General features: G+C 68.5%; 25 protein-coding genes and 1 tRNA gene. 11 read left to right on the top strand and 15 right to left on the bottom strand.

The genetic code is table 11. The annotated features are described in order from the left end of the window. Window positions 1-5: 5 nt before the first annotated feature. On the bottom strand, window positions 6-509 hold the full coding sequence (locus AC3ZJJ_RS15655; protein ID WP_489892742.1) for a DUF3817 domain-containing protein: 504 nt from the start codon (window positions 507-509) through the stop codon (window positions 6-8). Between the two features lie 53 nt (window positions 510-562). Between AC3ZJJ_RS15655 and AC3ZJJ_RS15650 the strand changes: the two genes are divergently transcribed. Continuing rightward, the gene (locus AC3ZJJ_RS15650) at window positions 563-1,366 is read left to right on the top strand and encodes an SDR family oxidoreductase (RefSeq protein ID WP_489892741.1); all 804 of its coding nucleotides are present in this window, start codon (window positions 563-565) and stop codon (window positions 1,364-1,366) included. Window positions 1,367-1,381: 15 nt separating this feature from the next. Here the strand turns inward: AC3ZJJ_RS15650 and AC3ZJJ_RS15645 are convergent, their stop codons facing one another. Both AC3ZJJ_RS15645 and AC3ZJJ_RS15640 read right to left on the bottom strand, forming a co-directional pair. After that, the gene (locus AC3ZJJ_RS15645; RefSeq protein ID WP_489892740.1) at window positions 1,382-1,759 is read right to left on the bottom strand and encodes a VOC family protein; all 378 of its coding nucleotides are present in this window, start codon (window positions 1,757-1,759) and stop codon (window positions 1,382-1,384) included. Between the two features lie 11 nt (window positions 1,760-1,770). Further along, complete coding sequence (locus AC3ZJJ_RS15640) at window positions 1,771-2,022, bottom strand: cell division protein CrgA (RefSeq protein WP_489892739.1); 252 nt, start codon at window positions 2,020-2,022, stop codon at window positions 1,771-1,773. Between the two features lie 182 nt (window positions 2,023-2,204). On the opposite strand from AC3ZJJ_RS15640, the gene AC3ZJJ_RS15635 reads away from it, so the two are divergent. Together AC3ZJJ_RS15635 and AC3ZJJ_RS15630 are read left to right on the top strand one after the other, a co-directional pair. Continuing rightward, window positions 2,205-2,996 (top strand): class E sortase, encoded by a 792-nt coding sequence (locus AC3ZJJ_RS15635; RefSeq protein WP_489892738.1) that lies wholly within the window; start codon window positions 2,205-2,207, stop codon window positions 2,994-2,996. A gap of 173 nt (window positions 2,997-3,169) precedes the next feature. Further along, window positions 3,170-3,814 carry an anthranilate synthase component II gene (locus AC3ZJJ_RS15630; protein ID WP_489892737.1) on the top strand — a complete coding sequence of 215 codons (645 nt, stop codon included), beginning with the start codon at window positions 3,170-3,172 and terminating at the stop codon, window positions 3,812-3,814. 74 nt (window positions 3,815-3,888) lie between these two features. Here the strand turns inward: AC3ZJJ_RS15630 and pknB are convergent, their stop codons facing one another. From pknB to AC3ZJJ_RS15595, 7 genes are read right to left on the bottom strand one after another with little or no spacing between them, the layout of a single operon-like run. Continuing rightward, window positions 3,889-5,841, bottom strand: a complete 1,953-nt coding sequence (gene pknB, locus AC3ZJJ_RS15625; protein WP_489892736.1) for a Stk1 family PASTA domain-containing Ser/Thr kinase — start codon at window positions 5,839-5,841, stop codon at window positions 3,889-3,891. Between the two features lie 22 nt (window positions 5,842-5,863). Further along, on the bottom strand, window positions 5,864-7,753 hold the full coding sequence (locus AC3ZJJ_RS15620) for a protein kinase domain-containing protein (protein WP_489892735.1): 1,890 nt from the start codon (window positions 7,751-7,753) through the stop codon (window positions 5,864-5,866). After that, window positions 7,750-9,195 (bottom strand): peptidoglycan D,D-transpeptidase FtsI family protein, encoded by a 1,446-nt coding sequence (locus AC3ZJJ_RS15615; protein WP_489892734.1) that lies wholly within the window; start codon window positions 9,193-9,195, stop codon window positions 7,750-7,752. Before AC3ZJJ_RS15615 ends, AC3ZJJ_RS15620 begins: the two co-directional genes overlap by 4 nt. Next, a complete protein-coding gene (locus AC3ZJJ_RS15610) occupies window positions 9,192-10,622 on the bottom strand; it encodes an FtsW/RodA/SpoVE family cell cycle protein (protein ID WP_489892733.1) in 1,431 nt (476 codons plus the stop codon). The genes AC3ZJJ_RS15615 and AC3ZJJ_RS15610 overlap by 4 nt, the downstream gene beginning before the upstream one ends. Then, window positions 10,619-12,046, bottom strand: a complete 1,428-nt coding sequence (locus AC3ZJJ_RS15605; RefSeq protein ID WP_489892732.1) for a PP2C family protein-serine/threonine phosphatase — start codon at window positions 12,044-12,046, stop codon at window positions 10,619-10,621. The genes AC3ZJJ_RS15610 and AC3ZJJ_RS15605 overlap by 4 nt, the downstream gene beginning before the upstream one ends. A 1-nt stretch (window position 12,047) precedes the next feature. Beyond that, window positions 12,048-12,530 carry an FHA domain-containing protein FhaB/FipA gene (locus AC3ZJJ_RS15600; protein ID WP_489892731.1) on the bottom strand — a complete coding sequence of 161 codons (483 nt, stop codon included), beginning with the start codon at window positions 12,528-12,530 and terminating at the stop codon, window positions 12,048-12,050. Further along, window positions 12,527-13,258, bottom strand: coding sequence for an FHA domain-containing protein (locus AC3ZJJ_RS15595; protein ID WP_489892730.1), 732 nt, complete (start codon window positions 13,256-13,258; stop codon window positions 12,527-12,529). Before AC3ZJJ_RS15595 ends, AC3ZJJ_RS15600 begins: the two co-directional genes overlap by 4 nt. 280 nt (window positions 13,259-13,538) lie before the next feature. Between AC3ZJJ_RS15595 and AC3ZJJ_RS15590 the strand changes: the two genes are divergently transcribed. The 5 genes from AC3ZJJ_RS15590 to AC3ZJJ_RS15570 all read left to right on the top strand — a co-directional run bounded on the left by AC3ZJJ_RS15590 (window position 13,539) and on the right by AC3ZJJ_RS15570 (window position 16,446). After that, window positions 13,539-13,622 (top strand) — tRNA-Leu (locus AC3ZJJ_RS15590). Between the two features lie 170 nt (window positions 13,623-13,792). Beyond that, entirely contained in the window at window positions 13,793-14,848 is a 1,056-nt protein-coding gene (locus AC3ZJJ_RS15585) for a M14 family zinc carboxypeptidase (protein WP_489892729.1), read from the top strand. Between the two features lie 185 nt (window positions 14,849-15,033). After that, complete coding sequence (locus AC3ZJJ_RS15580; RefSeq protein ID WP_489892728.1) at window positions 15,034-15,219, top strand: hypothetical protein; 186 nt, start codon at window positions 15,034-15,036, stop codon at window positions 15,217-15,219. 36 nt (window positions 15,220-15,255) lie between these two features. Next, window positions 15,256-15,954: a dienelactone hydrolase family protein gene (locus AC3ZJJ_RS15575; protein ID WP_489892727.1), complete on the top strand. Its 699-nt coding sequence runs from the start codon at window positions 15,256-15,258 to the stop codon at window positions 15,952-15,954. A gap of 60 nt (window positions 15,955-16,014) precedes the next feature. Continuing rightward, complete coding sequence (locus AC3ZJJ_RS15570; protein WP_489892726.1) at window positions 16,015-16,446, top strand: universal stress protein; 432 nt, start codon at window positions 16,015-16,017, stop codon at window positions 16,444-16,446. Between the two features lie 104 nt (window positions 16,447-16,550). On the opposite strand, the gene AC3ZJJ_RS15565 is transcribed toward AC3ZJJ_RS15570, so the two are convergent. After that, window positions 16,551-16,958: a DUF5997 family protein gene (locus AC3ZJJ_RS15565; RefSeq protein WP_489892725.1), complete on the bottom strand. Its 408-nt coding sequence runs from the start codon at window positions 16,956-16,958 to the stop codon at window positions 16,551-16,553. A gap of 35 nt (window positions 16,959-16,993) precedes the next feature. Between AC3ZJJ_RS15565 and AC3ZJJ_RS15560 the strand changes: the two genes are divergently transcribed. After that, window positions 16,994-17,782: a LysR family transcriptional regulator substrate-binding protein gene (locus AC3ZJJ_RS15560; RefSeq protein ID WP_489892724.1), complete on the top strand. Its 789-nt coding sequence runs from the start codon at window positions 16,994-16,996 to the stop codon at window positions 17,780-17,782. 105 nt (window positions 17,783-17,887) lie between these two features. Here AC3ZJJ_RS15560 and AC3ZJJ_RS15555 read toward each other — a convergent pair whose 3' ends face one another. Both AC3ZJJ_RS15555 and AC3ZJJ_RS15550 read right to left on the bottom strand, forming a co-directional pair. Beyond that, complete coding sequence (locus AC3ZJJ_RS15555) at window positions 17,888-19,288, bottom strand: GntP family permease (protein WP_489892723.1); 1,401 nt, start codon at window positions 19,286-19,288, stop codon at window positions 17,888-17,890. A gap of 22 nt (window positions 19,289-19,310) precedes the next feature. Then, complete coding sequence (locus tag AC3ZJJ_RS15550) at window positions 19,311-19,838, bottom strand: gluconokinase (RefSeq protein WP_489892722.1); 528 nt, start codon at window positions 19,836-19,838, stop codon at window positions 19,311-19,313. Between the two features lie 128 nt (window positions 19,839-19,966). Between AC3ZJJ_RS15550 and AC3ZJJ_RS15545 the strand changes: the two genes are divergently transcribed. Further along, window positions 19,967-20,686, top strand: a complete 720-nt coding sequence (locus AC3ZJJ_RS15545; protein ID WP_489892721.1) for a FadR/GntR family transcriptional regulator — start codon at window positions 19,967-19,969, stop codon at window positions 20,684-20,686. Between the two features lie 132 nt (window positions 20,687-20,818). Next, the gene (locus AC3ZJJ_RS15540) at window positions 20,819-22,054 is read left to right on the top strand and encodes an ATP-binding protein (RefSeq protein WP_489892720.1); all 1,236 of its coding nucleotides are present in this window, start codon (window positions 20,819-20,821) and stop codon (window positions 22,052-22,054) included. A gap of 9 nt (window positions 22,055-22,063) precedes the next feature. Here AC3ZJJ_RS15540 and AC3ZJJ_RS15535 read toward each other — a convergent pair whose 3' ends face one another. Next, complete coding sequence (locus tag AC3ZJJ_RS15535; RefSeq protein WP_489892719.1) at window positions 22,064-22,210, bottom strand: MFS transporter small subunit; 147 nt, start codon at window positions 22,208-22,210, stop codon at window positions 22,064-22,066. A gap of 1 nt (window position 22,211) precedes the next feature. Further along, window positions 22,212-23,600 (bottom strand): OFA family MFS transporter, encoded by a 1,389-nt coding sequence (locus tag AC3ZJJ_RS15530; RefSeq protein WP_489892718.1) that lies wholly within the window; start codon window positions 23,598-23,600, stop codon window positions 22,212-22,214. Window positions 23,601-23,604: the final 4 nt, after the last annotated feature.

Raw genomic sequence — 23,604 nt, 5'->3', positions numbered from 1 at the left:
CAGGGTCACCCCTTGGGGACGGGCGGGCCCAGGAACAGCAACACCGCGGTCACCACGGCCACGAACGCGACTCCGGCGAACGCGGCGGCAACCGGGTGGCGCAGGCACAGTGCCTGGATTCCTTCGATCGGGCCCCGCGGCCGGTCGCCGCCGGCCGCCAGCCGCCAGCCGCCCTCGAGCAGGCCGCGACGCTCCACGGACCGCTCGAACGGAATGGTGCAGAAGGGCACGACGGCGGAGGCCAGGCCCGCCACCCCGCGACCGAAGCTCCAGCGCTGGTTGACCCACACGAAGCACGTCACCACGCAGTAGGCGATGAAGACGACCCCGTGGATTGGGCCGAAGATCGGGACAAAGGCTTCGCTGGTACCCGAGTACTTCAGTACCATCCCGAGGATGAGCAATGCCCACGTCACCATCTCGGCAAGGGCGAGCGCACCATAGAGCATCTTCGGCGACAGCCTGGTCGTCGGTGGGGCGGCGGAGGCGGGGGTGCTGGTCTCGGTCATGGGGTCCTTTCGTCCACCATCCAGCATGCCACGCCCGGCCGTAGGCTGGATCCATGGACGATGCGATGCACGACACCACCGAGGCGCCCGCGGCGGACGCCGGCCACCGCCCCGTCGCCCTGATCACCGGCGTCGGCCGCGCGGCAGGACTCGGCGCCGCGGTGGCCCGGTCTCTGGCGGCGGCCGGGTGGGACCTGGCCCTCGCCTACTGGGGACCGTACGACGACCGCATGCCGTGGGGACGACGGCCCGACGACGCCGACGAGTTGGCCTCGGAGCTGGAGGCGACCGGAGCGCGCGTGGTCCTTCTCGAGGCGGACCTGGCGGACACGCGCGTCCCGGCCCGGCTCCTGGCCTCGGCGGGCGAGCTGGGGCACGTCTCGGCGCTTGTGCTGTCCCACTGCGAATCCGTCGACTCCGGGCTGCTGGACACCACCGTGGACGCCTTCGACCGCCACTTTGCCGTCAACGCGCGCGCCTCCTGGCTGTTGGTGCGGGAATTCGCTTCCCGTTTCCCGTCGGCGCTCCACGGCAGCGGCCGTATCCTCGCGCTCACCAGCGACCACACGGTGGGGAACGTGCCCTACGGGGCAAGCAAGGGGGCGCTGGACCGGATCGTGCTGGCGGCCGCGCGCGAACTCGCGGGACAGGGCATCACGGCGAACGTGGTGAATCCGGGACCCGTGGACACCGGTTGGATGTCGCAGGAGATCCGCGCCGAGCTCACGGCCCGCCAGCCCGGGGGCCGCCTGGGCACCCCCGCGGACGTGGCGGCCGTCGTCGCCTTTATGCTGTCCGGGCCGGGCGGATGGATCAACGGCCAGCTCGTGAAGGCCGACGGCGGCTTCTCCGCCTGAGCGAACCGGGGTCCGTCAGTCCTGGTGGAGCTGGACGAGATTGCCGACCGTGTCCTCCAAAACCACCGAGAGTCCCGATGGGTCCTCGGTGGGCTCGCCGCGGAACTCGACGCCGAGCTCGCCGAGGCGGCGGTATTCGTCCCAAACGTCCGCGACCCCGAAGACGATCGCGGGAAGCCCGAGCCGGTGGACGCCTTCCATGTAGGCCCTCGCCACCGGGTTGTCGCTGGGTTCGAGCAGCAGGCCGGGCCCCGTGGGGTCGTCTTTGGCGCGGACGATGAACAGGCTGTGCTCGGGCATCGCCATCAACGTCTCGAAGCCCAGCACGGCCGTATAGAAGTCGTGTGCCTTTTCGGGGTCGGTGACGTGCACCGACGTTATTTTGATGCGCATTGCCGGTGCCGCTAGCGCCAGCGGGTGGTCATCACGAACCCGATCATGGCCAGGCCGAAGCCGACGACGATGTTCCAGCCGCCGACCGTCACGATGGGCAGCAGACCCTCGGAGATGTAGTAGACGATGATCCAGACGAGTCCGAGCAGCATCAGTCCGAACATCACCGGCTTGTACCAAACGGGCAGCGGCTTGTACTCGCCGGCAGTGGTGGCGGACCGGGCTTCGCGGCGGTCCTTGCGGCGCGTCCTTGACTCTGGCACTGCGTCTCCTGACCTCGGTCGACGGAACAAACCCCGGTTCCGGCCGACGGACGATATTGTGGCTGGTGGAGCCCGCCGACACAGTGGACGGACGGGCGCCGCCAATGCCTTCCATACTATCCGGTGCCGAACTTTCCGGTTCCGGGCGCGCCCTGGTGCGCCAACCGAGCCGAAGGAGAGACGTGCCCACCGACCCGAGCTCCCCTGCCGGCGCCGTCCGGCGTGTGGTCGGCGTCCTCGGGGAACTGCTGATCACGTGCGGGCTCATACTCCTGCTCTTCGTCGCGTGGGAGCTGTGGTGGACCAATCTGGAGGCCGACCGCAAGCAGGAGACCGCCACGGCGCAGCTCGCCCGGCAGTTCGGCGACGTGGTGGTGCCCGCCCGCCCGGCGGCTCCCGCTGAGCGGGAGCCCGGGGCCGCCGCGCAAAGGGACCGCGAGGAATTCGGGGATCCGCCGCCGGCAACCCTGTCCTTGGAGGGATCCACCTTCGCGATCATGTACGTCCCGCGGCTGGGGGAGAACTTTGCGAGGCCGGTAACCAACGGCGTCGGACTGGATGTCCTGAACAACCTCGGGATCGGACACTATCCGTCCACGCAGCTGCCCGGCGAGCCTGGCAACTTTGCGGTCGCCGCGCACCGGCAGACGCATGGCCAGGTGTTCTACGACATCGACAAGCTGCGCGAGGGGGACCGCCTCTACGTCCAGACGGCCGAAGGGTTCTACACCTACGCATACCGGGGCACCGAGATCGTCCACCCCACGCAAACCAGCGTCCTGCTGCCCGTTCCGAACCGGCCCGACGCAGTGCCCGAAACCTCCATGCTGACGCTGACCAGCTGCGATCCACCCTTCAGCACGGCGATGCGGATCATCGCGTACGCCGAGCTCGAGTCTTGGCGGCCCGCGGAGGCGGGGCCGCCCGCCGCAATCGCGGACACCGTTGCGGCCACCATGGCCGGCCGGGGATAGGACGACATGTACGCCTGGATATTCCGCCACCTGCCGGGGCCCCTGTGGGCCCGGGTACTCATTTCCCTCATACTGATTGCCGCCGTCATACTTGTCCTGATGGAATACGTCTTCCCGTGGGCCAACCAATTCAGCCCATGGACCGACTCGACGATTGGTTTGGTGCTCCCGCGATGACCGCCCCCGCACGGATCCTCGTGATCGACAACTACGACAGCTTTGTCTACACCCTGGTGGGTTACCTCCAGGAACTCGGCGCCGAGACCACCGTGGTCCGCAACGACGACGTAACGCTGGCGGAGGCGATCGAGCTCGCCTCCAGCCGTGACGGCGTCCTCGTCTCGCCCGGGCCGGGCAACCCCGCGGAGGCCGGCGTCTGCGTGGAGATGATCAAGTGGTGCGGCCTGGAGTCCAAGCCGATGCTCGGCGTCTGCCTGGGCCACCAGGCGCTCGCGGAGGCCTACGGCGGCGTGGTGACGCATGCCGACGAACTGATGCATGGCAAAACGTCCCTGATCCACCACGGCGGGCACCCGATCTTCCACGACATCGCGAACCCCTTCACCGCCACCCGCTACCACTCGCTGGCGGCGGTGCGGGACACCGTCCCCGACGAGTTGGAAATCATCGCGGAAACCGAGGGCGGAGTTGTTATGGGGCTCGCACACCGAGACGCCCCGCTCTGGGGGGTCCAGTTCCACCCCGAGTCCGTTCTCACGGAGGGCGGCTATCAGATGCTCGGCAACTGGCTCGAGTCGCTCGGCGTCGTCGGCGCCGCGGCCAAGGCGTCCACGCTCAGCCCCCTGATCAAGGAATAGCCCGGCACGAGTCGGCTCGGACCGCCGCGCCGTCCGCTGCTTCTGCGGCAAGCAGTCGAAGGCACGACGACGTTCTAGGGCCGCCGGCCGGGCGCGTCGTCGGACTTGCCCGGTCCGTCGCCGGAGTCGTCCGCGTCGTCAGACTCGCTGGGGTCGGCGGGATCGCTGCTTTCGCTGGGATCGGCGGGCTCGCTGGAATCGGCCGGCGGTTCGCTCTGGGCCGGGTCCGATACCTCCGGCGGGGCCTTCGCCACCGTGATGACCACCGTCCCACCCTGGGCTATGGCCTTGCCCGCCTGGGGCTCCTGCCGCGTGATGGTTCCGGGCTCCAGCACCGAGTTTTCCTGCTCGACGATGTTGGGGGTCAGACCCACGGCCTCGTCGGCCAGCGCCTCTCGCGCCTGCTCAAGGGTCAGGTCCATAACGTTTGGCACCAGCACCTCACCGGTGGAAAGCACCAGATCCACGGTGCTGCCGGCCTTGACCTGCTCGCCGAGCTTGGGATTGGTGGTGATCAGGCGATCCACCCGGACGCTGGCGCTGTTCTCCTGGGTCACGTTGCCGACCGTTAGCCCCAACTCCTGCAGGACGCGCGCAGCGGAGGCCTCAGACTGCCCGGCTAGGTCCTCCGGCAGGGTCACCTGCTCGGGGCCCTTGGAGATGAGCAGGCGCACCTGACTGCCCACCAGCGCCGGCTCGGTCGCGGCGGGATCCGTGCCGACCGCGGTGCCCTCGGGCACGGATTCGTCGTAGACCTCCTCCGCGCTGGGGACCAGATTGACCGCCAGCAGGGCGTTCTGCGCCTGCGTCTGGTCCATCGAGGCCACGTTGGGGACCGGGACCGTGGCCGTGCGCGCGAGCTCCTGCTGGTTCCAGGTCCAAAACAGCCAGGCACCCACCCCGACGACCAGCAGGGCGATCACGGAGAACACCGTGATCCACGCCCGGCGGCGGCTCGTCTCGTACCGGCGGCGCTCCTCCAGGGCAGACGGCCGGTTTTCGGCCAGCGCCTCCGGCGCGGCGATCAGGCCGAGCGCCCCCGTCTGCGCGAGGGAGTCGTCCTCCGGTCCCACGGCGTACGATGTCGGCGCGTCCTCGATCGTGCCCAACGCCTGCGTGGCGGCGGCGGAGACGGCCAGCGCGGTGGTCGCGTCGCCGAGGTCCTCGGGCACGGGCTGGCCGGCACCCGCCGCCTCAAGTGCCGCGGCGAAGGCGCCGGCATCCTGGTAGCGGTCCTCGCGGTCCTTGCGCAGGGCCGTTGCAACGACCTTGTCCAGCTCCGGGCCGACGGCGGCGTTCAGCGCGCTCGGTGCCGGCGCCTCCTCGCTGACGTGCTGGTAGGCGACGGATACGGGACTGTCGCCGATGAAGGGCGGACGCCCGGTCAGCAGTTCGTAGAGCAGGCAACCGGCCGAGTAGAGGTCGCTGCGCGCGTCGACACTCTCGCCTCGCGCCTGCTCCGGCGAGAGGTACTGCGCCGTGCCAACGACCGCCTGGGTTTGCGTCATGGTCGCGGCGGAGTCGGCGAGGGCGCGTGCGATGCCGAAGTCCATAACCTTGACCGCGTCGTCGGCGGTGACCATCACGTTCGCCGGCTTGATGTCGCGGTGCACAATCCCCTTGCGGTGGCTGTAGGCCAGGGCCGCCAGCACCCCCAGCGTGTACCGGACGGCCGAATCCACGGTGAGTTCCCCGGAGTGCACCATGTCCCGGAGCGTGCGGCCGTGCACGTACTCCATCACAATGAAGGGGGCCCGGACATCGTGCTCGTGCGCGTCCGGAACCTCCTCCTCGCCCGTGTCGTAGACGGCGACGATGGAGGGGTGGTTCAGCCCGGCGACGGCCTTTGCCTCGCGCCGGAATCGGCTCTGGAACATGGGGTCCCGGGCCAGGTCCCGCCGCAGAAGCTTGATGGCCACCTCGCGTCCGAGACGAACGTCGGTGCCTTGGTGCACGTCGGCCATGCCGCCGCGTCCAATCAGGTCGCCGACGGCGTAGCGGTCGTTGAGAATGCGGGCTTCAGTCACAGAGTTCCTTTGGATGCCGTTCCTAGCCGTCGGCCGGAGTCGAGCTGGATCCGGTCGGAGCGGCCGACGGCGTCGCGCTCGGGGATGCTTCTTCGCTGGCGCTCGGCGCCGGGGTAGACGAAGGGCTCGGGCTTTCCTCGGGTCCCTCGGAGATCGTGAGGGCGACCTCCGAACCCGGGTCCACGTCGGAACCCTCTCCGGGTTCCACCGAGACGACGGTTCCCTCCGGCTGGTCGCTGGCGACGCTGCCCGAGGAAACGGGGATGAGGCCGGCGCTGCGGATCGCGGCCGCAGCCTCCTGCTCGCTCTGCCCGATCAGCCCCGACGGCACGCTGACCGTTTCCTCCTCTTCGGCCGGCACGGCGTAAACCAGGTTGATGCTGTCCCCGGGGCTCCGCTCACCGGTGGGCGAGATGGCGATGACGGTGTTTTCCGGCTCCTCGCTCTCCCTCGGTTCCACGGTGACGTCGAAGCCGAGACCCACGAGTTCCGCGCGTGCGTCCTCGAGCGTCCGGCCCAGGTACTCGTTCTCCCGCACCGTGATGGTCTCCGGCTCGGACGAGGTGGGCGAGGCCGACGACGGCGGCGGGCTGCTGGACGACGAGGACGAAGACGAGCTGCTGCTGCTGGAGGACGAAGAGGACGAGGACGTGGCCGGCGTGTTGGTCGGCGAGGGTTCGTCGTCGCCCGGGTTGATCAGCGGCAACAGCAGGGCGCCGAGGACGGCGAAGACGATCAAGGCGATGAGGGCGACCAACGGCCAGGTCCACGGGCTGCGGCGCCGCTTCGCGGGCTCCTCGTCCGGGCCGTACTCGGACTCGTCGTTCGCGTCCGGGTCCCATGTCCGGCTGGCCCCGACGACCCCGTCGAAGTCGTCGGCCTTGGAGGCTCCCGCCGCTCCGGCTGCGGCGCCGGCGGCTGCCGCACCCGCGGCGACTGCCGGCAGCGCGCTGGTGCTGGGCTGGGATTTGTTTCCGGCGCCGGTTGTCGGGGTGGCCCGGGTGGCGATGTCCTCCGCGGCGACGGCCTGCGTGGGGGACGTTTCGGCCTCGAACAGGAGCATGCCGGGCACGGCGGCCTCGGCCGCGCGGACGTTTCCGGCTCGGATGGCCTCAGCGGCCTCGGCCAGCTTGGTGGCGTTGGCGGGGCGGTCGGAGGGGCTCTTGGAGAGCATCGACATCAGCAGCGCCCGCACGGGGGCGGGGATGGAGTCCGGCAGCGGCGGCGGGGCGTCGTTCACCTGGGCCAGCGCGATCGCGATCTGCGATTCCCCGGAGAACGGCCTGCGGCCCGCGAGGCACTCGTAGCCGATGACGCCGAGGGAGTAGATGTCCGAGGAACCGGTGGCCTGCTGCCCCGTCGCCTGCTCCGGCGCCAGGTACTGGGCGGTGCCCATGACCTGTCCCGTGGCCGTGAGCGGGACCTGGTCCGCGATGCGCGCGATGCCGAAGTCGGTGATCTTCACGCGGCCGTCCGGGAGGATCAGCAGGTTGCCGGGCTTCACGTCGCGGTGGACCAGGCCCTGGGCGTGTGCCACGGCGAGGGCCCGCGCGGTCTGCGCGATGATGGAAAGCGTTCGGTCCGGCGACATCACCTTCTCGCGCTCGATGATCGCGGACAGTGGCTGGCCGGGCACAAGCTCCATCACGAGGTAGGCGGAGCCGCCCTCTTCGCCGTAGTCGAAGACATTGGCGATGCCGCTGTGGTTCAGCAGCGCGGTGTGCCGGGCCTCGGCGCGGAAGCGCTGGAGGAATCCGGGGTCGCCCGTGTACTCCTCCTTGAGGACCTTGATGGCCACGATGCGCCCGAGGATCTGGTCCCTGGCCTTCCAGACTTCACCCATGCCACCGATGGCGATGCGGTCCGTTAACTGGAACCGTCCGCCCAGGGTGATTCCCGATGTTGGCCTCACTTGTTGAACACCGCCTCTAGGATCTTCTTCATGTTGGGACTGGTCAGGTTGTGACCGGTCTCGTAGTCGATTTTTTCAATAACGATCGTCACGGCAACCTGCGGGTTGTCGGCCGGAGCGAACCCCGTGATCCACGAGTTCACCAGCCCCGAGTCGCCGATCTCCGCGGTGCCGGTCTTGGCGGCAATGTCCAGCCCCGGGATGGCCGCGGCGGTGGCGGTACCGCCCTTGAGCGGGCCGCGCATCAGCTCGGTCACCTGGTCCGCGACCTCCGCGGTCGTTGCCGTGCTGAACTCCTCCGGCTGGGTCTCCTCGAGCACCCGAAGGTCCGGCGCCACCACCTTGCTGACGAGGTTCGGCTTCATGATGACCCCGTCGTTGGCGATGCCCATGGCCACCATGTTCATCTGCAGCGGCGTCGCCTTGACGTCGAACTGCCCGATGGCGGACTGCGCCAGCTGCGCGCTGGTGAGCTCCGGTGGGAACACGCTGGGGGTGACCCGCAGCGGAATCTCGAGTTGCTGACCGAACCCGAAACGTTCCGTGACGTCCCGCAGGGCGTCCTCGCCGACGTTCTGGCTGATTTCCACAAAGGGCGTGTTGCAGCTTTGGGCCATGATGAACGACAGCTTCGCCTGCGGCTGCTGCGTGCAGATACCCTCGCCGAAGTTGCTCAGTTTCGCGGTGGAGCCGGGTAGCGTGACGGTCGCCGGGTTGTCGATCACCGTGTCGAGGTCGTACTGCCCGGACTCGAGTGCCGCGACGATGTCCAGTACCTTGAACGTGGAACCCGGGGCGATGAGGTGCCCGATCGCGGGATTGATGTTGGGGCTCAACCCGGGCGTCTCGAGGATCTCGTTCATGTTGGCCTGGGCGCGGCTGGTGCTGTGGACCGCGAGCTTGTTCGTGTCGTAGGACGGCTTGGAGACCATCGCCTTGATGTTCCCCGTGGCGGGGTCGGACACGATCGCCGTCGCCTGGACGCCGTCGGGCAGGATGTCGTAGACGGCCCGCTGCAGCCCCGAATCGATGGTGAGCTCCACCGAGGCGCCCTCGTTCGTGCCCCCGGAGAGCAGCGCGATCATGCGGTCGTAGAACTGGCTGTCGCTCTGACCGGTCAGCTCCCGGTTCATAGCGAACTCAAGATGCCGGGAACCAAAGGCCAGCGAGTAGAACCCCGTGAGGTGCGAGTACAGCTCCGGGTCGTTGTAGACGCGCTGAAAATCGAACTGGCCCTCGGATTCGACCGACTCGGCGACGGGTTCCCCGTCGACCAGGATCGCGCCGCGCGCCAGGTCGAAGTCGCGGTAGAGCTGGCGGTTGTTCAGCGGATTGGCGTTGAGGTCCCCCGCCGCGAAGAACTGGATGTAGCTCAGGGAGCCGAGCACCAGCACGAAGAGCAGCATCACGGCGATCCATACGTTACGAATGGCCTGGTTCATGCCGGTCCTCGCTTGCCGACCGGCGAGCCGGCCTCTTTCGTGGTGGTGTTACTGCCCGCGGTGGAGGGGGCGGCGGTCGCCTGTTCAAGGTCGGTCATGGGTCCCGTGGCCGCCGGGCGCCGCGCGTTGTGGGACACAAGCAGCAGGAGGGCCACGATGATCCAGTTGGAGAGCATCGACGAGCCGCCGGCGGACATAAAGGGCGTGGTCAGGCCCGTGAGCGGGATGAGTCGGGTGACGCCTCCCATGACCACGAAACACTGGAGGCCGATCGTGAAGGACAGCCCGGCCGCCAGCATCTTGCCGAAGGCGTCGCGGGTCCCGAGGGCGGCGCGGATGCCCCGACTGACGAGCAGCACGTACAGCAGGACGACGGCGGTGATGCCGATCAACCCCAGCTCCTCGCCCAGCGCGGCGACGATCATGTCCGAGTTGGCCAGGGGCACGAGGTCCGGGCGGCCATTGCCGATGCCGGTTCCCGCGAGCCCGCCGTTGGCGAGCCCGAACAGGCCCTGGACAATCTGGCGGCTGCCGCCGTAGCGGCGCTCGTAGATGTCCGGGTCGAAGGCGTTCAGCCAGGAATCCATGCGCAGGGTCACGTGGGACATAAAGCGGGCGGCCAGCACGCCGGCGACGGCGATCATGCCCAAGCCGATCACGATCCAGCTGATGCGGGCCGTGGCGACGTAGATCATCACCATGAACAGGCCGAAGAACAGAATGGACGAGCCGAGGTCGCGCTGGAAGACCAGGATGCCGATGCTGACGAGCCAGGCCACCACCATGGGCCCCAGGTCGCGGGCGCGGGGCAGCTGCATGGGTCCGAACTTCCGCCCGGCCAGCAGGATCAGGTCCCGGTTGCTGGAGAGGTAGCCGGCGAAGAATATCGACAGCGTGATCTTGGCCAGTTCGCCGGGCTGGAAGGAGAACGGGCCCAGCCCCACCCAGATCCGGGCGCCGTTGATCTCGACCCCGAGCCCGGGGACGAGCGGCATCAGAAGCAGTACGGCGCTCAGCGCCAGGAAGATGTAGGTGGCGCGGCGGAGGACCCGGTGGTCGCGGATGGCCCAGAGGGTGATCATTGCGGCGGCCATGGCGACGCCGGTCCACAGGAGCTGGCGGGTCGCCGCGGTGTCGTCGTTGACCAGGTCCAGCCGGTGGATCATGGCCAGGCCGATCCCGTTCAGGGCGACCACGCAGGGCAGGATGATCGGGTCAGCGTACTTGGCCCAGATGCGCAGCACCACGTGCATGGCGACGGCGAGTCCGGCCAGGATGCCGCCCTGGGTCACGAAGTCGGGGTCGAGCCCGTCGGGGTTGCTCAGGCTGACCAGATAGTTGGCGCCGACACCCACGGCGAGGGCCAGCAGGAGCAGGACAAGCTCGGTGTTGCGGCGTGCGACCGGCGCGGTTTGGACGTCCGTCATGGTGCCACCTCCTCACAGTAGGACGGCAGGGTGGGGGGCCGTTGGCCGGATCCGGGCTGGCCCGGAACGACGACGGGGCAGGACTGCTTCGCGGTGATCGTCAGTTCGCCGACGATGTCCTGGGCGTGGCCGAGGTCCCGGGCGGGCAGGGAGGTCCTGAGGCGCTGCTGGGTGTACGCGGGCAGCGCGTCCAGCGGGATCTCGGTGACCGTGTCCACGTGCGAGAGCTTGATCGGCCCCAGATCCTGCGAGACCCCGTTGAAGATGGCGACGCGGCCGCTGTAGTTCCCCACGTAGTACTGGGTCTGGGTCCACGCGTAGCCGAACCACAGTACCGAGGCCAGGATCAGGCCCATGATGGCGAGGAACGCCGGGATGAGCCAACCCCGGAAGGGGGGACGACGCCGGTCGTCCGCAGTGTCCGTGGCGTCAACCGCGTCGCCGGACGCCTTCGTGGCCGACTTGTGGGTGAGGATTGCCGCGGCGCGCTTTTCCGCGGAGCGCTGGGTGACCACGGGAATCTGTCCCGTTCGGGTGGCCAGTTCGGCGGCCCCGACCAGGGCGTGCGGACGGTTGGAGAGCTCGTGGCGGATAACCGCGGCGCTGGCCTCGACGTCGCCCTCGCGTGCGATCTCGAGGGTGCCGGTGTCCGGGGCCGTCTCGTAGGTAGGCGACGGAGACGCGGGGGTGGCGCCGACGCCGTCGTCCTGGCCGACCTCCACCACGATGATGGTGACGTTGTCCGGCGAGCCGTTGGCGAGCGTGATCTCCACGAGGTCGTCGACGGTCTCCTGCAGCGACGCCGTGCCGCGCATGATCTGTTCGGTGATGGAGTCGGGGACCACGGCGTTCAGGCCGTCCGAGCACAGGAGCCAGCGTTCACCGGGCTCCACGGGGTACTGCTCGATGTCCAGCTCCGGGCTGGCGTCCGAGTCGCCCAGGACGCGCATCAGCACGTTCTTGTGCGGGTGGTGCTCGGCCTCCTCCGGGCGCAGACGGCCCTCGTCGACGAGCCGTTGGACGAAGGTGTGGTCCTTGCTGATCTGTTCGAACACGCCGTTCTTGAGCCGGTAGGCACGCGAGTCGCCGATGTGCGCGTACTGGAACCGGTCCCCGGTCAGCAGCAGCGCGGTGACGGTGGTGCCCATGCCGGAAAGCTTCGGGTTGGCGTTGACCAGCTCGTTGAGGATGGAGTTCGCAGTCTGGATCTCGTCCGGGAGCACCGTCTCGGCGCCCGTCGTCGTGTCCTGGTCCAGGTGCACCAGGTCCAGGACGGTGGACGCGGACGCGACGTCTCCGCCGACGTGCCCGCCCATGCCGTCGGCCACCACCGCGAGGTAGCGCCCGGCATAGCCGGAATCGTCGTTCTTGGCACGGACCTTGCCTACATCGGACCGCGCCGCGAACCGCAACGTGAGGGCCATGCTACGGCCTCAGCTCCATAACCGTTTTGCCGATCCGGATCCGCTGACCCGGCTCCACCGGCTGGGCGCGTGTCAGTTGGTTTTCGCCGAGGTAGGTGCCGTTCGTGGAGCCGAGGTCCTCGATGAACCAGCGGCTGCCCTGGGGGAACAGGCGCGCGTGGCGACCCGAGGCGTAGTCGTCCTCGAGGACAAGGGTGGCCTCCTGGGCGCGTCCCAGGAGGATGGGGCTCGCCGCGAGGTCCACGGTGGTGCCGGTGAGCGGTCCCTCGAGGACCGCCAAGGTGCGCAGCGGCTGCTTGGCGGGCTGTTCCGCCTCGGCGGCGGGCTGGGCGTTGCCGCGCGACTCGCGGGCAGTGGCCGCGCCGGTGCGCTCCCGCTTGCCCACAACGAGGTCCCGGCGCAGAGCGCCGACGATGCTGAGGACGAGGACCCACAAGAGGATGAGGAAGCCAAGGCGAAGCGCGGTCAGGACAAGTTCGGTCATGGGCGGCCTCCGTTGCGCTGCGGCAATAGGCGGAAAGTGATGCGGGTCCGGCCCATCGCGATAATGGAGCCGTCGAAGAGTTCCGCACGGCCGTTGACCCGCTGGCCGTTGACGTAGCTGCCGTTCGTGGAGCCGAGGTCGACCGCGTAGACGGATCCGCCGTCGCGGAGGATCTCGATGTGCCGGCGCGACACGCCGGGGTCGTCGACGGGAATGTCGGCGTCCGAGGCCCGGCCGAGGACGATCGAGTCCGCGTTCAGGGCGTAGCGCTGCCCATTCAGGTCCAGGACCGGCTGCAGTCGGGTGGGCTGGCGGGCCGGGGCGGCGGGGGCCGCCGCGGTCTTGGGAGGACCGGCCTCCTTGGACATGGTCGCGTCGACCGTGAAGTGGCCCTGCTTGAGGGCCTTGTCCTTCTTGAAGGAAACCCGGACCGGTCCTTGCAGCGTGTAGCGCTGGCCCTTGGCGTGCTCGATGGCCACGTCACAGAGTTCCTCGGCCAAGGTTCCACCCCATTGGCGCGCCTTGGCGAAATCGTCCTCGCTGAGCTGGATGGCGAAGACGTTGGGCGCGAGGGTGCGTCCCTGGGCCAGCGTGAGCGACCTTGTGTCCATCTCGTGGCGCAGCCGACTGGCGATCTCCACGGGTTTTACGTCGGAGGAGCCGGATCCCCGGAACACGCTGGTCACCAGCTTTTCCAGGCCGCGCTCAACGTTGTCAACCAAGCCCATCGGCGCCGCTCCTCTCGCTGTCCTTGGTGTGCTTTGTGGTCCGCCGCGGTGCGCGGCGGAACGGCGGGCCGGACGGCCCGTGCCTTTCCGATACTACTTGCCCCACCTTGGAATGGGTTCGAGGGTGGTCAATCGCACCCATATGGATATGTGCGGAACGAGGGTAGGGCGTCCGTCGGGCGGTGGTCCTCGGGCCGGCGGCACCCGATTAGGAATCGGGCGGTTCTGCTGGGTATGCTTAGTCTCGCTGTTCGGGGGGAAACTCCCGCTTCGGTGATTTGCGCGAGTGGCGGAATTGGCAGACGCGCTGGCTTCAGGTGCCAGTGCCCGCAAGGGCGTGGGGGTTCAAGTCCCCCCTCGCGCACACAGGAGAAAACCGGTCATCCCTTGGGGGTGGCCGGTTTTTTCGTGCGCCCGAGACGCTTCAGGCGATTTGTACGCGGCCGGGTGCGGGGCAAAAGAATCGTTGACAGGGGCAACGGTTTAAGGATTGACTGATGATGTCACTACCCTGACTCATCATGAGGAGAAGCCATGGCCAAGTCTCGACGCCCCCTACTTCATCGCACGGCCACGCTCACCGCGGTGCTTGCGCTCGCCTGCGCCGGCGCGTTGGGTGCCCAGCCGGCGTCGGCCGTGGGCAACGGGCCCGGATACGGCGGCAATGAGACGATCAACACTTCCATCCTGCACACGTACGACGAGCTGGTCGCAGAGCTAAAAAAGCAGGACGCCCGGCAGCAGGCCATGGAACTCGAGGTGATCGGGCAATCGGTCAAGGGTCGCGACCTTTACCTGGCCAAGTACATCTCGGACCCGGACAACCCAACGATCCTGTTCCTGACCCAGCAGCACGGGAACGAACAGCTGACCACCGAGGGGGCGCTGGAGTTCATCAAGCACCTTGGGACGGGCAAGACCGGCCGTGTGTTGGATGGCGTCAACGTGCTGATCGTTCCGATGCTCAACCCCGACGGCGCCATGGGCGACGTCGACTTCTCGCTGGACGACTACATTGCCGACGGCGGCCGGCACCTCACGCGGTACAACGCCAACGAGGTGGACCTCAACCGCGACCACGTGACGAAGATCGAGCCCGAGACGCGCGCGCTGCACTCGAACGTGATGCGCGCCTACGACATCGACTACATGGTGGACCTGCACCACCAGGGAACCCGGAGCGAGCGCGACGGCAAGCTGGTGTCCGGGTCGATCCTGTATCCCACCACGCCCAACGTCGATCCCGCCGTGCTGGAGGGCTCGAAGCGATTGGGAGGGGTGGTCTTCGATGCCGTGGACTCCACCGGCTGGGGCCACCTCGGCCGGTACGTCGGTGGCACGGCCGAGACGATCAGTCGCAACGGCATCTCGGTGGAATACGGCATCTCTACCCTGCTCTTCGAAATGCGCGGCATGAGCGACCACTCGAACCCCGACGCGGTTCTCGGCCAGAAGAGCAACGGCTACCTGATCACGCAGACCGTGACCACGCTGGACGCGACGGTGCGCGCCATTTCCGACGGGTCGATAGCCGACGTGGACACCACCTTCTGGGACACTCTCGCGGAGCAAACCGTCCGCGGGGAATGACGGGCCGGAGCGATCGCGTGCCGCGTGGCGCGAGACTCCGAGGCGGCCGCCGACCTGAGGAGAAGCCGGGTGCTCGTGGATCGCCTTCCCGCCCTCCCTTTCAGCGTCCCGCGCTCAATGGCGGGGCCTGCCGGGGAGGGGGTCTGGCCGTTCCGACCGAGCGCATTGAAGGCGAGCCCCATCCCATGGGCTCGGGCGACCCGGTTGCCCTGCGGCAACTCGTCGACGCAATCCACGGGTTGGACGTGGAACCGCTGTCCGCCCACACGGCCCAGCCCAGGTCCTTTTGCGGGGGCGCCGACTGGGAAACGGTGCTTGGCGACGGAGTGGTTCGGGCCGTGGGCGGCATCGGGCGCGTGTGCATAGACTAGTGACGCATCCGACATTCGATCACGAGGAGCGTTTGAGTGGCAGAGAAGACCCCGCACCAGAACACGACGTTTGAATCCGCCGGCGGACAGGCCCACGGCTACCTCGCCCTTCCCGACTCGGGATCCGGTCCAGGCGTCATCGTGATCCAAGAGTGGTGGGGCCTGACGGACCACATCCGCGACGTGGCGGACCGCCTCGCGGCCGAGGGTTTCGTGGCGCTGGCGCCGGACCTCTACGGGGGCTGGATCACCCACGACGGAGCGGAGGCGGGGAAGATGATGTCCAAGCTTCCCGCCGAGGAGGGTGCGCGGCTCCTTGCGGGCGCGGTCGACCATCTCCTGTCCCTCGACGCCGTCGCGGGCGACGCCGTCGGGGCCATCGGCTTCTGCATGGGTGGCGGATTCGTCCTGGCGCTCGCGGCGCAGCAGGGCGACCGCATCGCCGCCGCCGTGCCGTTCTACGGCGTCGGGCAGGGGGTTCCGCAGAGCTTCGCTGGCGTCAAGGCGGCCGTCCAGGGCCATTATGGCGAGCAGGACACGTCCTACCCGGCAGAGAAGGCGCGCGAACAGGAACAGCAGATCAGGCGCGAATCGGGCGCCGACGTCGTGTTCCATTTCTACGACGCGCCGCACGCCTTCCACAACGACGACAATCCGCAGGGCAACTACCGCCCCGAGGCCGCGAAGCTGGCCTGGAGCCGGGCCGTCTCGTTCCTCCGGGAACGCCTCGCCTGAGGGCACGCGCACATCCATCCCGCCGGCACCCCGCCGGCGCACCGCATCAGAGGAGTCACCATGTCAGGAACAGTCATCGTCGGGGTCGACGGCAGCGACACGTCGTTCAAGGCCGCGGCCCGGGCAGCCACCATCGCGGCGGGACTGGGGGCGGACCTCTCCGTCGTCACGGCCCACGCGAAGGACAACACCGAGGTCGTAAGGATCGGCAGCGACACGTGGATCCTCGACGACGCGGAGCAGGCCAAGAAGCTCGCCGAGAAGACGGCGGGCAAACTGCGCGAGCTGGTCCCCGGAGCGAAGATCGCTTCCGTCGCGGTGAAGGGCAAGCCACAGGAGGCGCTCGTCGACGAGGCCGTCCGCTCCGGCGCCCAGCTCATCGTCGTCGGAAACGTCGGCATGAAGGGCCTCGGCCGCGTCCTTGGGAGTGTGGCGAGCAGCGTGGCCCACTCCGCTCCCTGCGACGTCTACATCGTCAAGACCGCCCAGTAGTCCCAGCCCGGCCCAAACCGCCGGCTCCACGGGCAAAAGGGAAGCCCGCCGATCCCCGCACTGGGCGGGATCGGCGGGCTTTTCCGCGCGACGGCGGGAGGCGCCTAGGCGTCCTTCTCCGCCTTGGCATCCTTCGCGGCCTTGGCCGCGGCGGCGTCGCGGATGCGCTTCTCCTCCGCGCGGACGGCGGCCATGTTGGAGCGCTCCTCCTGCAGCCACTCGGGGCGGTCGGCCAAGAGGGCCTCGATCTCCGCGGTGGTCAGCGCGTCGGTGATTCCGCCGCGCGCCAGCCCGGAGATGGAAACGTTCAGCTTCTGCGCGACGACGGGGCGCGGATGCGGCCCGTTCTGGCGCAGGTCGACCAGCCACTGCGGCGGCTCGTTCATCAGTTCGTTCAGGGCGTCGCGGCTGACCGGATTCTCCTGGAACTCCGCAGGCGCGCCCGGGAGGTAGATACCGAGCTTCTTTGCGGCGGTCGCCGGCTTCATGGTCTGCGGGGTCTTCTGCGTCATCCCTCCAGACTACCGGTAACGGTAGGCTGGGCCGGGTGTCAGGACTGAAGATCGCGTACGTACCCGGGGTGACCCCCGGCAAATGGCTGGACCGCTGGCAGGAGCGCTATCCGGACGCCCCGGTCCAGGCCGCCCTGCACGACGCCGGCGACCCGTTGCCCCTGTTGGTGGACGGCCGGGCGGACCTGGTGTTCGTGCGCTTCCCCGACGGGCAGTCGCCGGCGGACACGACGACGCACGTGGTCCCGCTGTACGAGGAGCTCCCCGTGGTCTGCGCCCCGCGGGACCACGAGGTCGAGCTCTACGACGACGACGTTCCGCTGTCCGAGCTTGCCGGCGAGGCCTTCCTGGACCTCGCGGACTACCCCAACGACGTCGGCGGCACGGCCATGGCCATGGAGGTCGTCGGGACCGGGGCCGGGCTGCTGGTCGTGCCCATGTCGGTCGCGCGGCTGTACCAGCGCAAGGACGTTGTCAGCCGGCGGCTCCTGGGCGCCCCCTCCACGCGGATCGGGCTAGCGTGGAGCCGACCCCAGGGAGACGACCCCGAAAACCCGTTGATCGAGGAGTTTGTGGGCATCGTGCGCGGGCGCGCGGCCAACTCCTCGCGCCAGCCGTCCGTCCAGGAACGGCAGCAGCAGGAGGCCGCCAAGGCGCTCAAGAAGCGCCAGTCGGGCGGCGCCAAGTCCTCCGGCGGGGCAGCAAAGGGCGCCAAGTCGGCCGGCGGCCCCAAAGGCGGCACCCGCTCGTCCGGCCGCGGCGGCCGCCCGGGCAAGTCGGGCGAGGCGGGCAAGCCCGGAGGGTCCGGGCGCGGCAAGCGCTGAGGCACACCGAAGGCGCCCGCGGCCCCGATACGCCACCATACGACGACGGATGCCCGCCCCCTTGAGGGGCGGGCATCCGCCGTCGTGCGCTGGTTTTGCCGGTGCCTAGCCGATGGACGCGAGCGCGAAGATCGCCGCGGCGATGGCGAACCCGCAGACGCCGATCAGGGTCTCCAGGACGGTCCAGGTCTTCAGCGTGGTCTTGACGTCCATGTTGAAGAAGCGGCCGACCAGCCAGAAACCGGAGTCGTTCACGTGCGAGACGATCACCGAGCCAGCGGCCACGGCGATCACCATGGTGGCCAGCTGGATGTCGTTCAGCCCGGCGGACGCGACGGCCGTGGACAGCAGGCCGGCGGCGGTGGTCAGCGCGACCGTCGCCGAGCCCTGGGCGATGCGCAGGATGCCGGAGATGAGGAAGCCGGCGAAGATCAGCGGCACGCCGAGATCGCCGAGGACGTCCGCGAGTGCGTCTCCGATGCCGGAGGTGCGCAGCACGCCGCCGAACATGCCGCCGGCGCCGGTGATCAGGATGACGGAGCAAACCGGGCCGAGCGCCTTCTCCATGATCTGTTCGATCGCGGAGGACTGCATGCCGCGGCGCCGACCGAGGACAAACGCCGCGACGAGCAGGGAGATCAGCAGCGCCACCGGGGTCTCGCCGATGGCGCGGAGGATTTGGTACCAGTTGGCATCCGAGGTCCCCTCCGGCAGGACGCCGGAGGAGGAGAGCGTGTTGAGGCCGGTGTTCATGAAGATGAGGATCAGCGGCAGGAGGAGGACGGCGACGACGGTGCCGAACTTCGGCGGGTTGGCCTCGTGCTCGGCGTCGGCCTGTCCCAGGATGGAGGGGATCGGGAGGACCCACTTCTTGCCGGCCCACTTGCCGAACAGGTAGCTGGTGACGTACCAGGTTGGCAGCGCCACGATGAGCCCGATGATCATCACGTAGCCGACGTTTGCGCCGAAGAACTCGCTGGCGGCCACCGGTCCCGGGTGGGGCGGGACAAAGATGTGCATCACGGAGAACGCGCCTGCGGCGGGCAGGCCGTAGAGCAGGACGGAGCCGCCCAGGCGGCGGCCCACCGCGAACACCACGGGAAGCATGACCACCAGGCCGGCGTCGAAGAAGATCGGGAAGCCGAAGATCAGTGACGCGACGCCGAGGGCGAAGGGCGCCCGCTTCTCGCCGAAGACACGGATCAGGTAGTCGGCGAGCACCTTGGCGCCTCCGGACATTTCCACGATGCGGCCGAGCATGGCACCGAGGCCCACAAGCAGCGCGACACTGGCCAGCGTGGAGCCGAACCCGGTGGTCAGGACGGACACGACGCTGCCCGCCGGAATCCCCGTGGCGAACGCGGTCAGGAGGCTGACCATGATCAACGCGATGAATGCGTGGATCCGAAGCTTCATGATCAGGAACAGCAGCAGGAGGATTGCGGCGGCAGCGATGCCGAGAAGGGGTCCTGCGCCCAGGGTTTGGGTCCAGCCTTCGATGGTCATGTTCTCTCCGTTGAGTGTGGGGTTAGCGGCAGCCGAGGCCCGCGAGGGCGCGGGCGGCCAAGTCTTCGGGGGTGGTGTTGTTGACCAGCGTGAGCCCGTCCTCGTCCGCCTCCAGCGGCTCCAGCGTCTGGAGTTGGCTGGGAAGCAGGGTGGCGGGCATAAAGTGGCCCGAGCGGTGGTCCATGCGCTCGGTCAGGGTCTGCGTGTCCGCCGTGACATGGATGAACCGGACCACGCCGGGCGCTTGGCGCAATAGGTCCCGGTACTCTCGTTTGAGCGCCGAGCAGGTGACGACACTGCCGGTGCCGGCCTCCGCGTTGGAGCCCATCCAGTCCCGGATGGCGGCGAGCCAGGGCCAGCGGTCCTCGTCCGTGAGGGGCGTCCCGGAGGACATCTTCGCGATGTTCGCCGCGGGGTGGAACTCGTCGGCCTCCGCGACGGGGCAACCGAGGCTCGTACCGAGGAGCCCGGCAAGTGTGGTCTTTCCCGATCCCGAGACGCCCATCACCACCACGTGGGTGGTTGGCGCGGGTATTGCTGAAGTTTTCATGTCTGCTCCCGGAAGGACGTCGTTGGCCCCGTGCTGTGTGTCGTGCGTAACAAAAGATAGCACCTTTGGGATCGTAAAGGTAGCACCTTATTGCTATTTTTCGGTGGTGGTCTGTCTACGATGGGGGCATGAACAGGCCCGCCGGAGCAATGGTGCTTCAGGAACCCATCGTCGAGACGCTCGGCCGTGAGATTGTCGACGGATTGTTGCCCCCCGGGGAAAGGCTGACGCTGGAGAGCCTCCAGCAGCGGTTCGGCGTTTCCCGGACCGTCATGCGGGACTGCATGCGCGTCCTCGAGTCGCTTCGCCTGGTCTACCCGAAGCGCAGACTGGGGTTGGTGGTCCAAGAGGCCCGGTTTTGGAATCCGCTGGATCCGCGAATCATCCGGTGGAGACTGGCCGGCCCGGGAAGGGAGCGCCAGTATGCCGAACTCACCGAGCTGCGCGTCGCGGTCGAACCCCTCGCGGCGGCGCGGGCCGCGCTGAAGGCCCCGGACGCCGCGCGCGTGGAGATCGTTGCGTTGGGAGCCGAACTCCGCCGCCTCGGTGAGGCCGGGGAGCTCGAGGCGTTCCTAGCGGTGGACATCGCGTTCCACAAGCTGCTGCTGGAATCCAGCGGAAACACCATGTTCGCGGCCCTTAACAATGTGGTCGCCGAAGTGCTCGCCGGCAGAACCCACCAGGGCCTGATGCCGTTCAAGCCGCTCGCGGAGGCGTTGGACGAGCACGAGGCCGTGGCCGCAGCGGTCGCCGCTGGAGACCAGGCCGCGGCCGAGTCACACATGCAAAATCTCGTCAACGAGGTCCGGGCCGCCCTGGAGGAGGGGCTGGAACAGCCGCCGCGATAGGTCACCCGCGGACACCCGGTGGGTGATTGCTGATTTACTCGGGTTAAGCCGTTTTCGCCCAGAATGATTGCAGAGGATGTCATGTCGCTTGGCCACGCACTGCGGGGAAGCCACCTCCCAGAAGAGAACAGCGTGATCCAGACCGGCCCCGAGGCCGAACGGCAGCTCAGACTGGCCGCCTACGGCCTGCCCCACGGGAGGCGCCGCGGCCCCGGCACCGGCGCCGTGACTCCGGCGGCGGACGTGGCCCTTGACCCCGCGCTCGGCCAGCTGCGTGCCCTGGCGCGGACCGCCGCGAGGGCCGGCGGGCTCCCCTACGCGGTGGTCAACGTCATCACCGTGGACGAGCAGCACCAGGTGGCGGCCTTCGGCGTCGAACCGGGCGTGTGCTCGCGGGAAGACTCCATGTGCGCCCGCGTCTTCCTCTCCGGCCACCCGACCGTGGTCCCGGACGCCACCGTAGACGAGCGCTTCCGGGACAATCCGTTCGTCACCGGAGGCGGCGTCCGCTTCTACGCGTCGATACCGCTGGTCGCCGACGGCGTGCCGCTTGGCTCGCTGTGCGTTTTCTCCGACCGTGCGGGGACCTTGGAGGACGCGGCGCTCGAGGTGCTCGAAAGCCTGGCCAGCCACATCGTGGACGTCCTGGACCTGCAGCTGCGGACGCGGGAACTCGACGCGGCCATGGCAAGGGTGGTGGGCAACAACGAGAGACTCAGCGGATTCACCGGACACGTCAGCCACGATCTTCGCGCGCCGCTCACCAGCATTCTGGGCCACCTCGAGATGGCCGAGGACGAGGGGGCGGACGGCCTGGTCCTCGCGCACGTCTCCCAGGCGGGTAACGCGGGTCAGCGCATGTTGGGCATGCTGGAGGACCTCCTCGAGTACTCGACCGCGGGCCACAGCCTGCCGTGGGACGGCATCGACCTTCCGGAGCTTGTGCTGGAGGTCGTGGAGGACCTTGGCGGCATGATCGACCGTTCCGGCGCGAAGGTGTCCTGCGCCGCGGGGACCGTCCTCGGCAACAGGGCCCAGACCCGCGCGGTTGTGCAGAACCTGGTGGTCAATGCCGTCCGCTACTGCCCGACGGGCCGTGCCCCGTCCATCGTCGTACGGCCGGTCGACCAGGACGGGCTGACGGGGCTGACCGTGGCGGACAATGGACGCGGTATAGCGGAGGAGGACCGGGCCACCGCCATCGCTCCGATGTCCCGACTCCACCTGCCCGGAGATCCGCCGGGCACCGGGCTGGGCCTGTCCATCTGCGTCCGGGTTGCGGAGTCCCACGGTGGGTCGCTCACCATCACCGACGCTCCGGAGGGCGGCGCGGCGGTCACCGTGGCGTGGCCGGCGTCCGTCCGCTGACCGGGTGGCCTACTGAAAAAGCTGGGCCACGCGCGTGAGCGTCTGGAAGATTCCGTAGAGGAGTGGAACGCCGACCAGCAGCCACCCGGCCGCCAGCCGTCCGACCGCCGGATTCGTCGGAACGTCGTGGGCCATCGCTTCTGTCTTCGAGGCCATGTCAGGACTCCTTCGCATACTCGGGGGCGGGGTCCTTCTCGGGTTCGTGGAACTTCGCGTCCACCGGCTTGATCAGCAGGTTGGCCACGAAGCCGACGACCAGCAGTGCGACCATGGTCAGCAGCACCGGCTGGTAGTTGTGGGCGGCCAGCGTGCCCGGCTTTCCCTGGGCGTCGAGCATGCCGTTGACGATCATGGGCCCGGCGATTCCCGCGGCCGACCATGCCGTCAGCAGCCGCCCGTGGATGGCGCCGACCTGAAAGGTGCCGAACAGGTCCTTCAGATAGGCCGGCGCGGTCGCGAAGCCGCCCCCGTAGAAGCTGATGATGGCGAACGCAAGCAGGATGAACAGCAGTGTGGAACTGCCGCCGAAGAGGGACAGGACCAGGTAGAGCACGGCCCCGACGCCCAGGTAGACCATGTAGATGTTCTTCCGCCCGATCACGTCCGAGGTGCTCGACCAGATGAAGCGGCCGGCCATGTTGCCGATGGACAGCAGGCCCACAAAGCCGCCGGCGACCGCGGCGTTCATCGCGGAAGTGCCGTCGGCGGCGCGGAAGAAGTCCTGGATCATCGGCGAGGCCTGCTCGAGGATGCCGATGCCGGCGGTCACGTTCAGGAACAGTACGGTCCACAGGAGCCAGAACTGCCGCGTCTTGATGGCGTTGCCGGCCGAGACGTGGTTCCGGGTAACCAGCTCGGAGTGCTTGGTCATCGACGGGTCCCAGCCGTTCGGACGCCAGCCGTCGGCCGGGACGCGGATGCTGAACACTCCGTACATCATGACCAGGAAGTAGACGACGCCGAGGGTCAGGAAGAGCCGCCCGACGGCGTCGCCGCTGGCGACCCAGTCCTGCGCGCCCGAGTTCGGGTCGAACGCCCGCAAAAGCTGGGTGGACAGCGGCGAGGCGACCAGGGCCCCTCCGCCGAAGCCCATGATGGCCATCCCGGTGGCCATTCCGGGCCGGTCCGGGAACCACTTGATAAGAGTCGAGACCGGGGAGATGTAGCCGATGCCCAGGCCGATACCGCCGAGGAACCCGTAGCCGAGGTACACGAGCCACAGCTGGCCCGCGAAAATGCCCGCCGCGCCCACCAGGAAACCGGCCGCCCAGAAGGACGCGGCCGCGAACATCGCCTTGCGCGGGCCGCTGCGCTCCACCCAGGTTCCCATGATGGCCGCCGAGAGCCCCAGCATCACGATGGCGATGGAGAAGATCACACCGATCGCCGTCTGGCTGGTTCCGAAGTGCTCCACCAGGGAGATCTTGTAGACGCTGGTGGCGTAGGCCTGCCCGATGCACAGGTGGACCGCCAGCGCCGCCGGGGGTATGAGCCAACGATTAAATCCCGGCGGGGCGATTGAATGTGATCTGTCGAGCCAACCCATGGTG

The organism is Arthrobacter sp. AOP29-A2-19, assembly GCF_058138025.1.
This window is presented reverse-complemented; position numbering and strand designations above follow the sequence as displayed.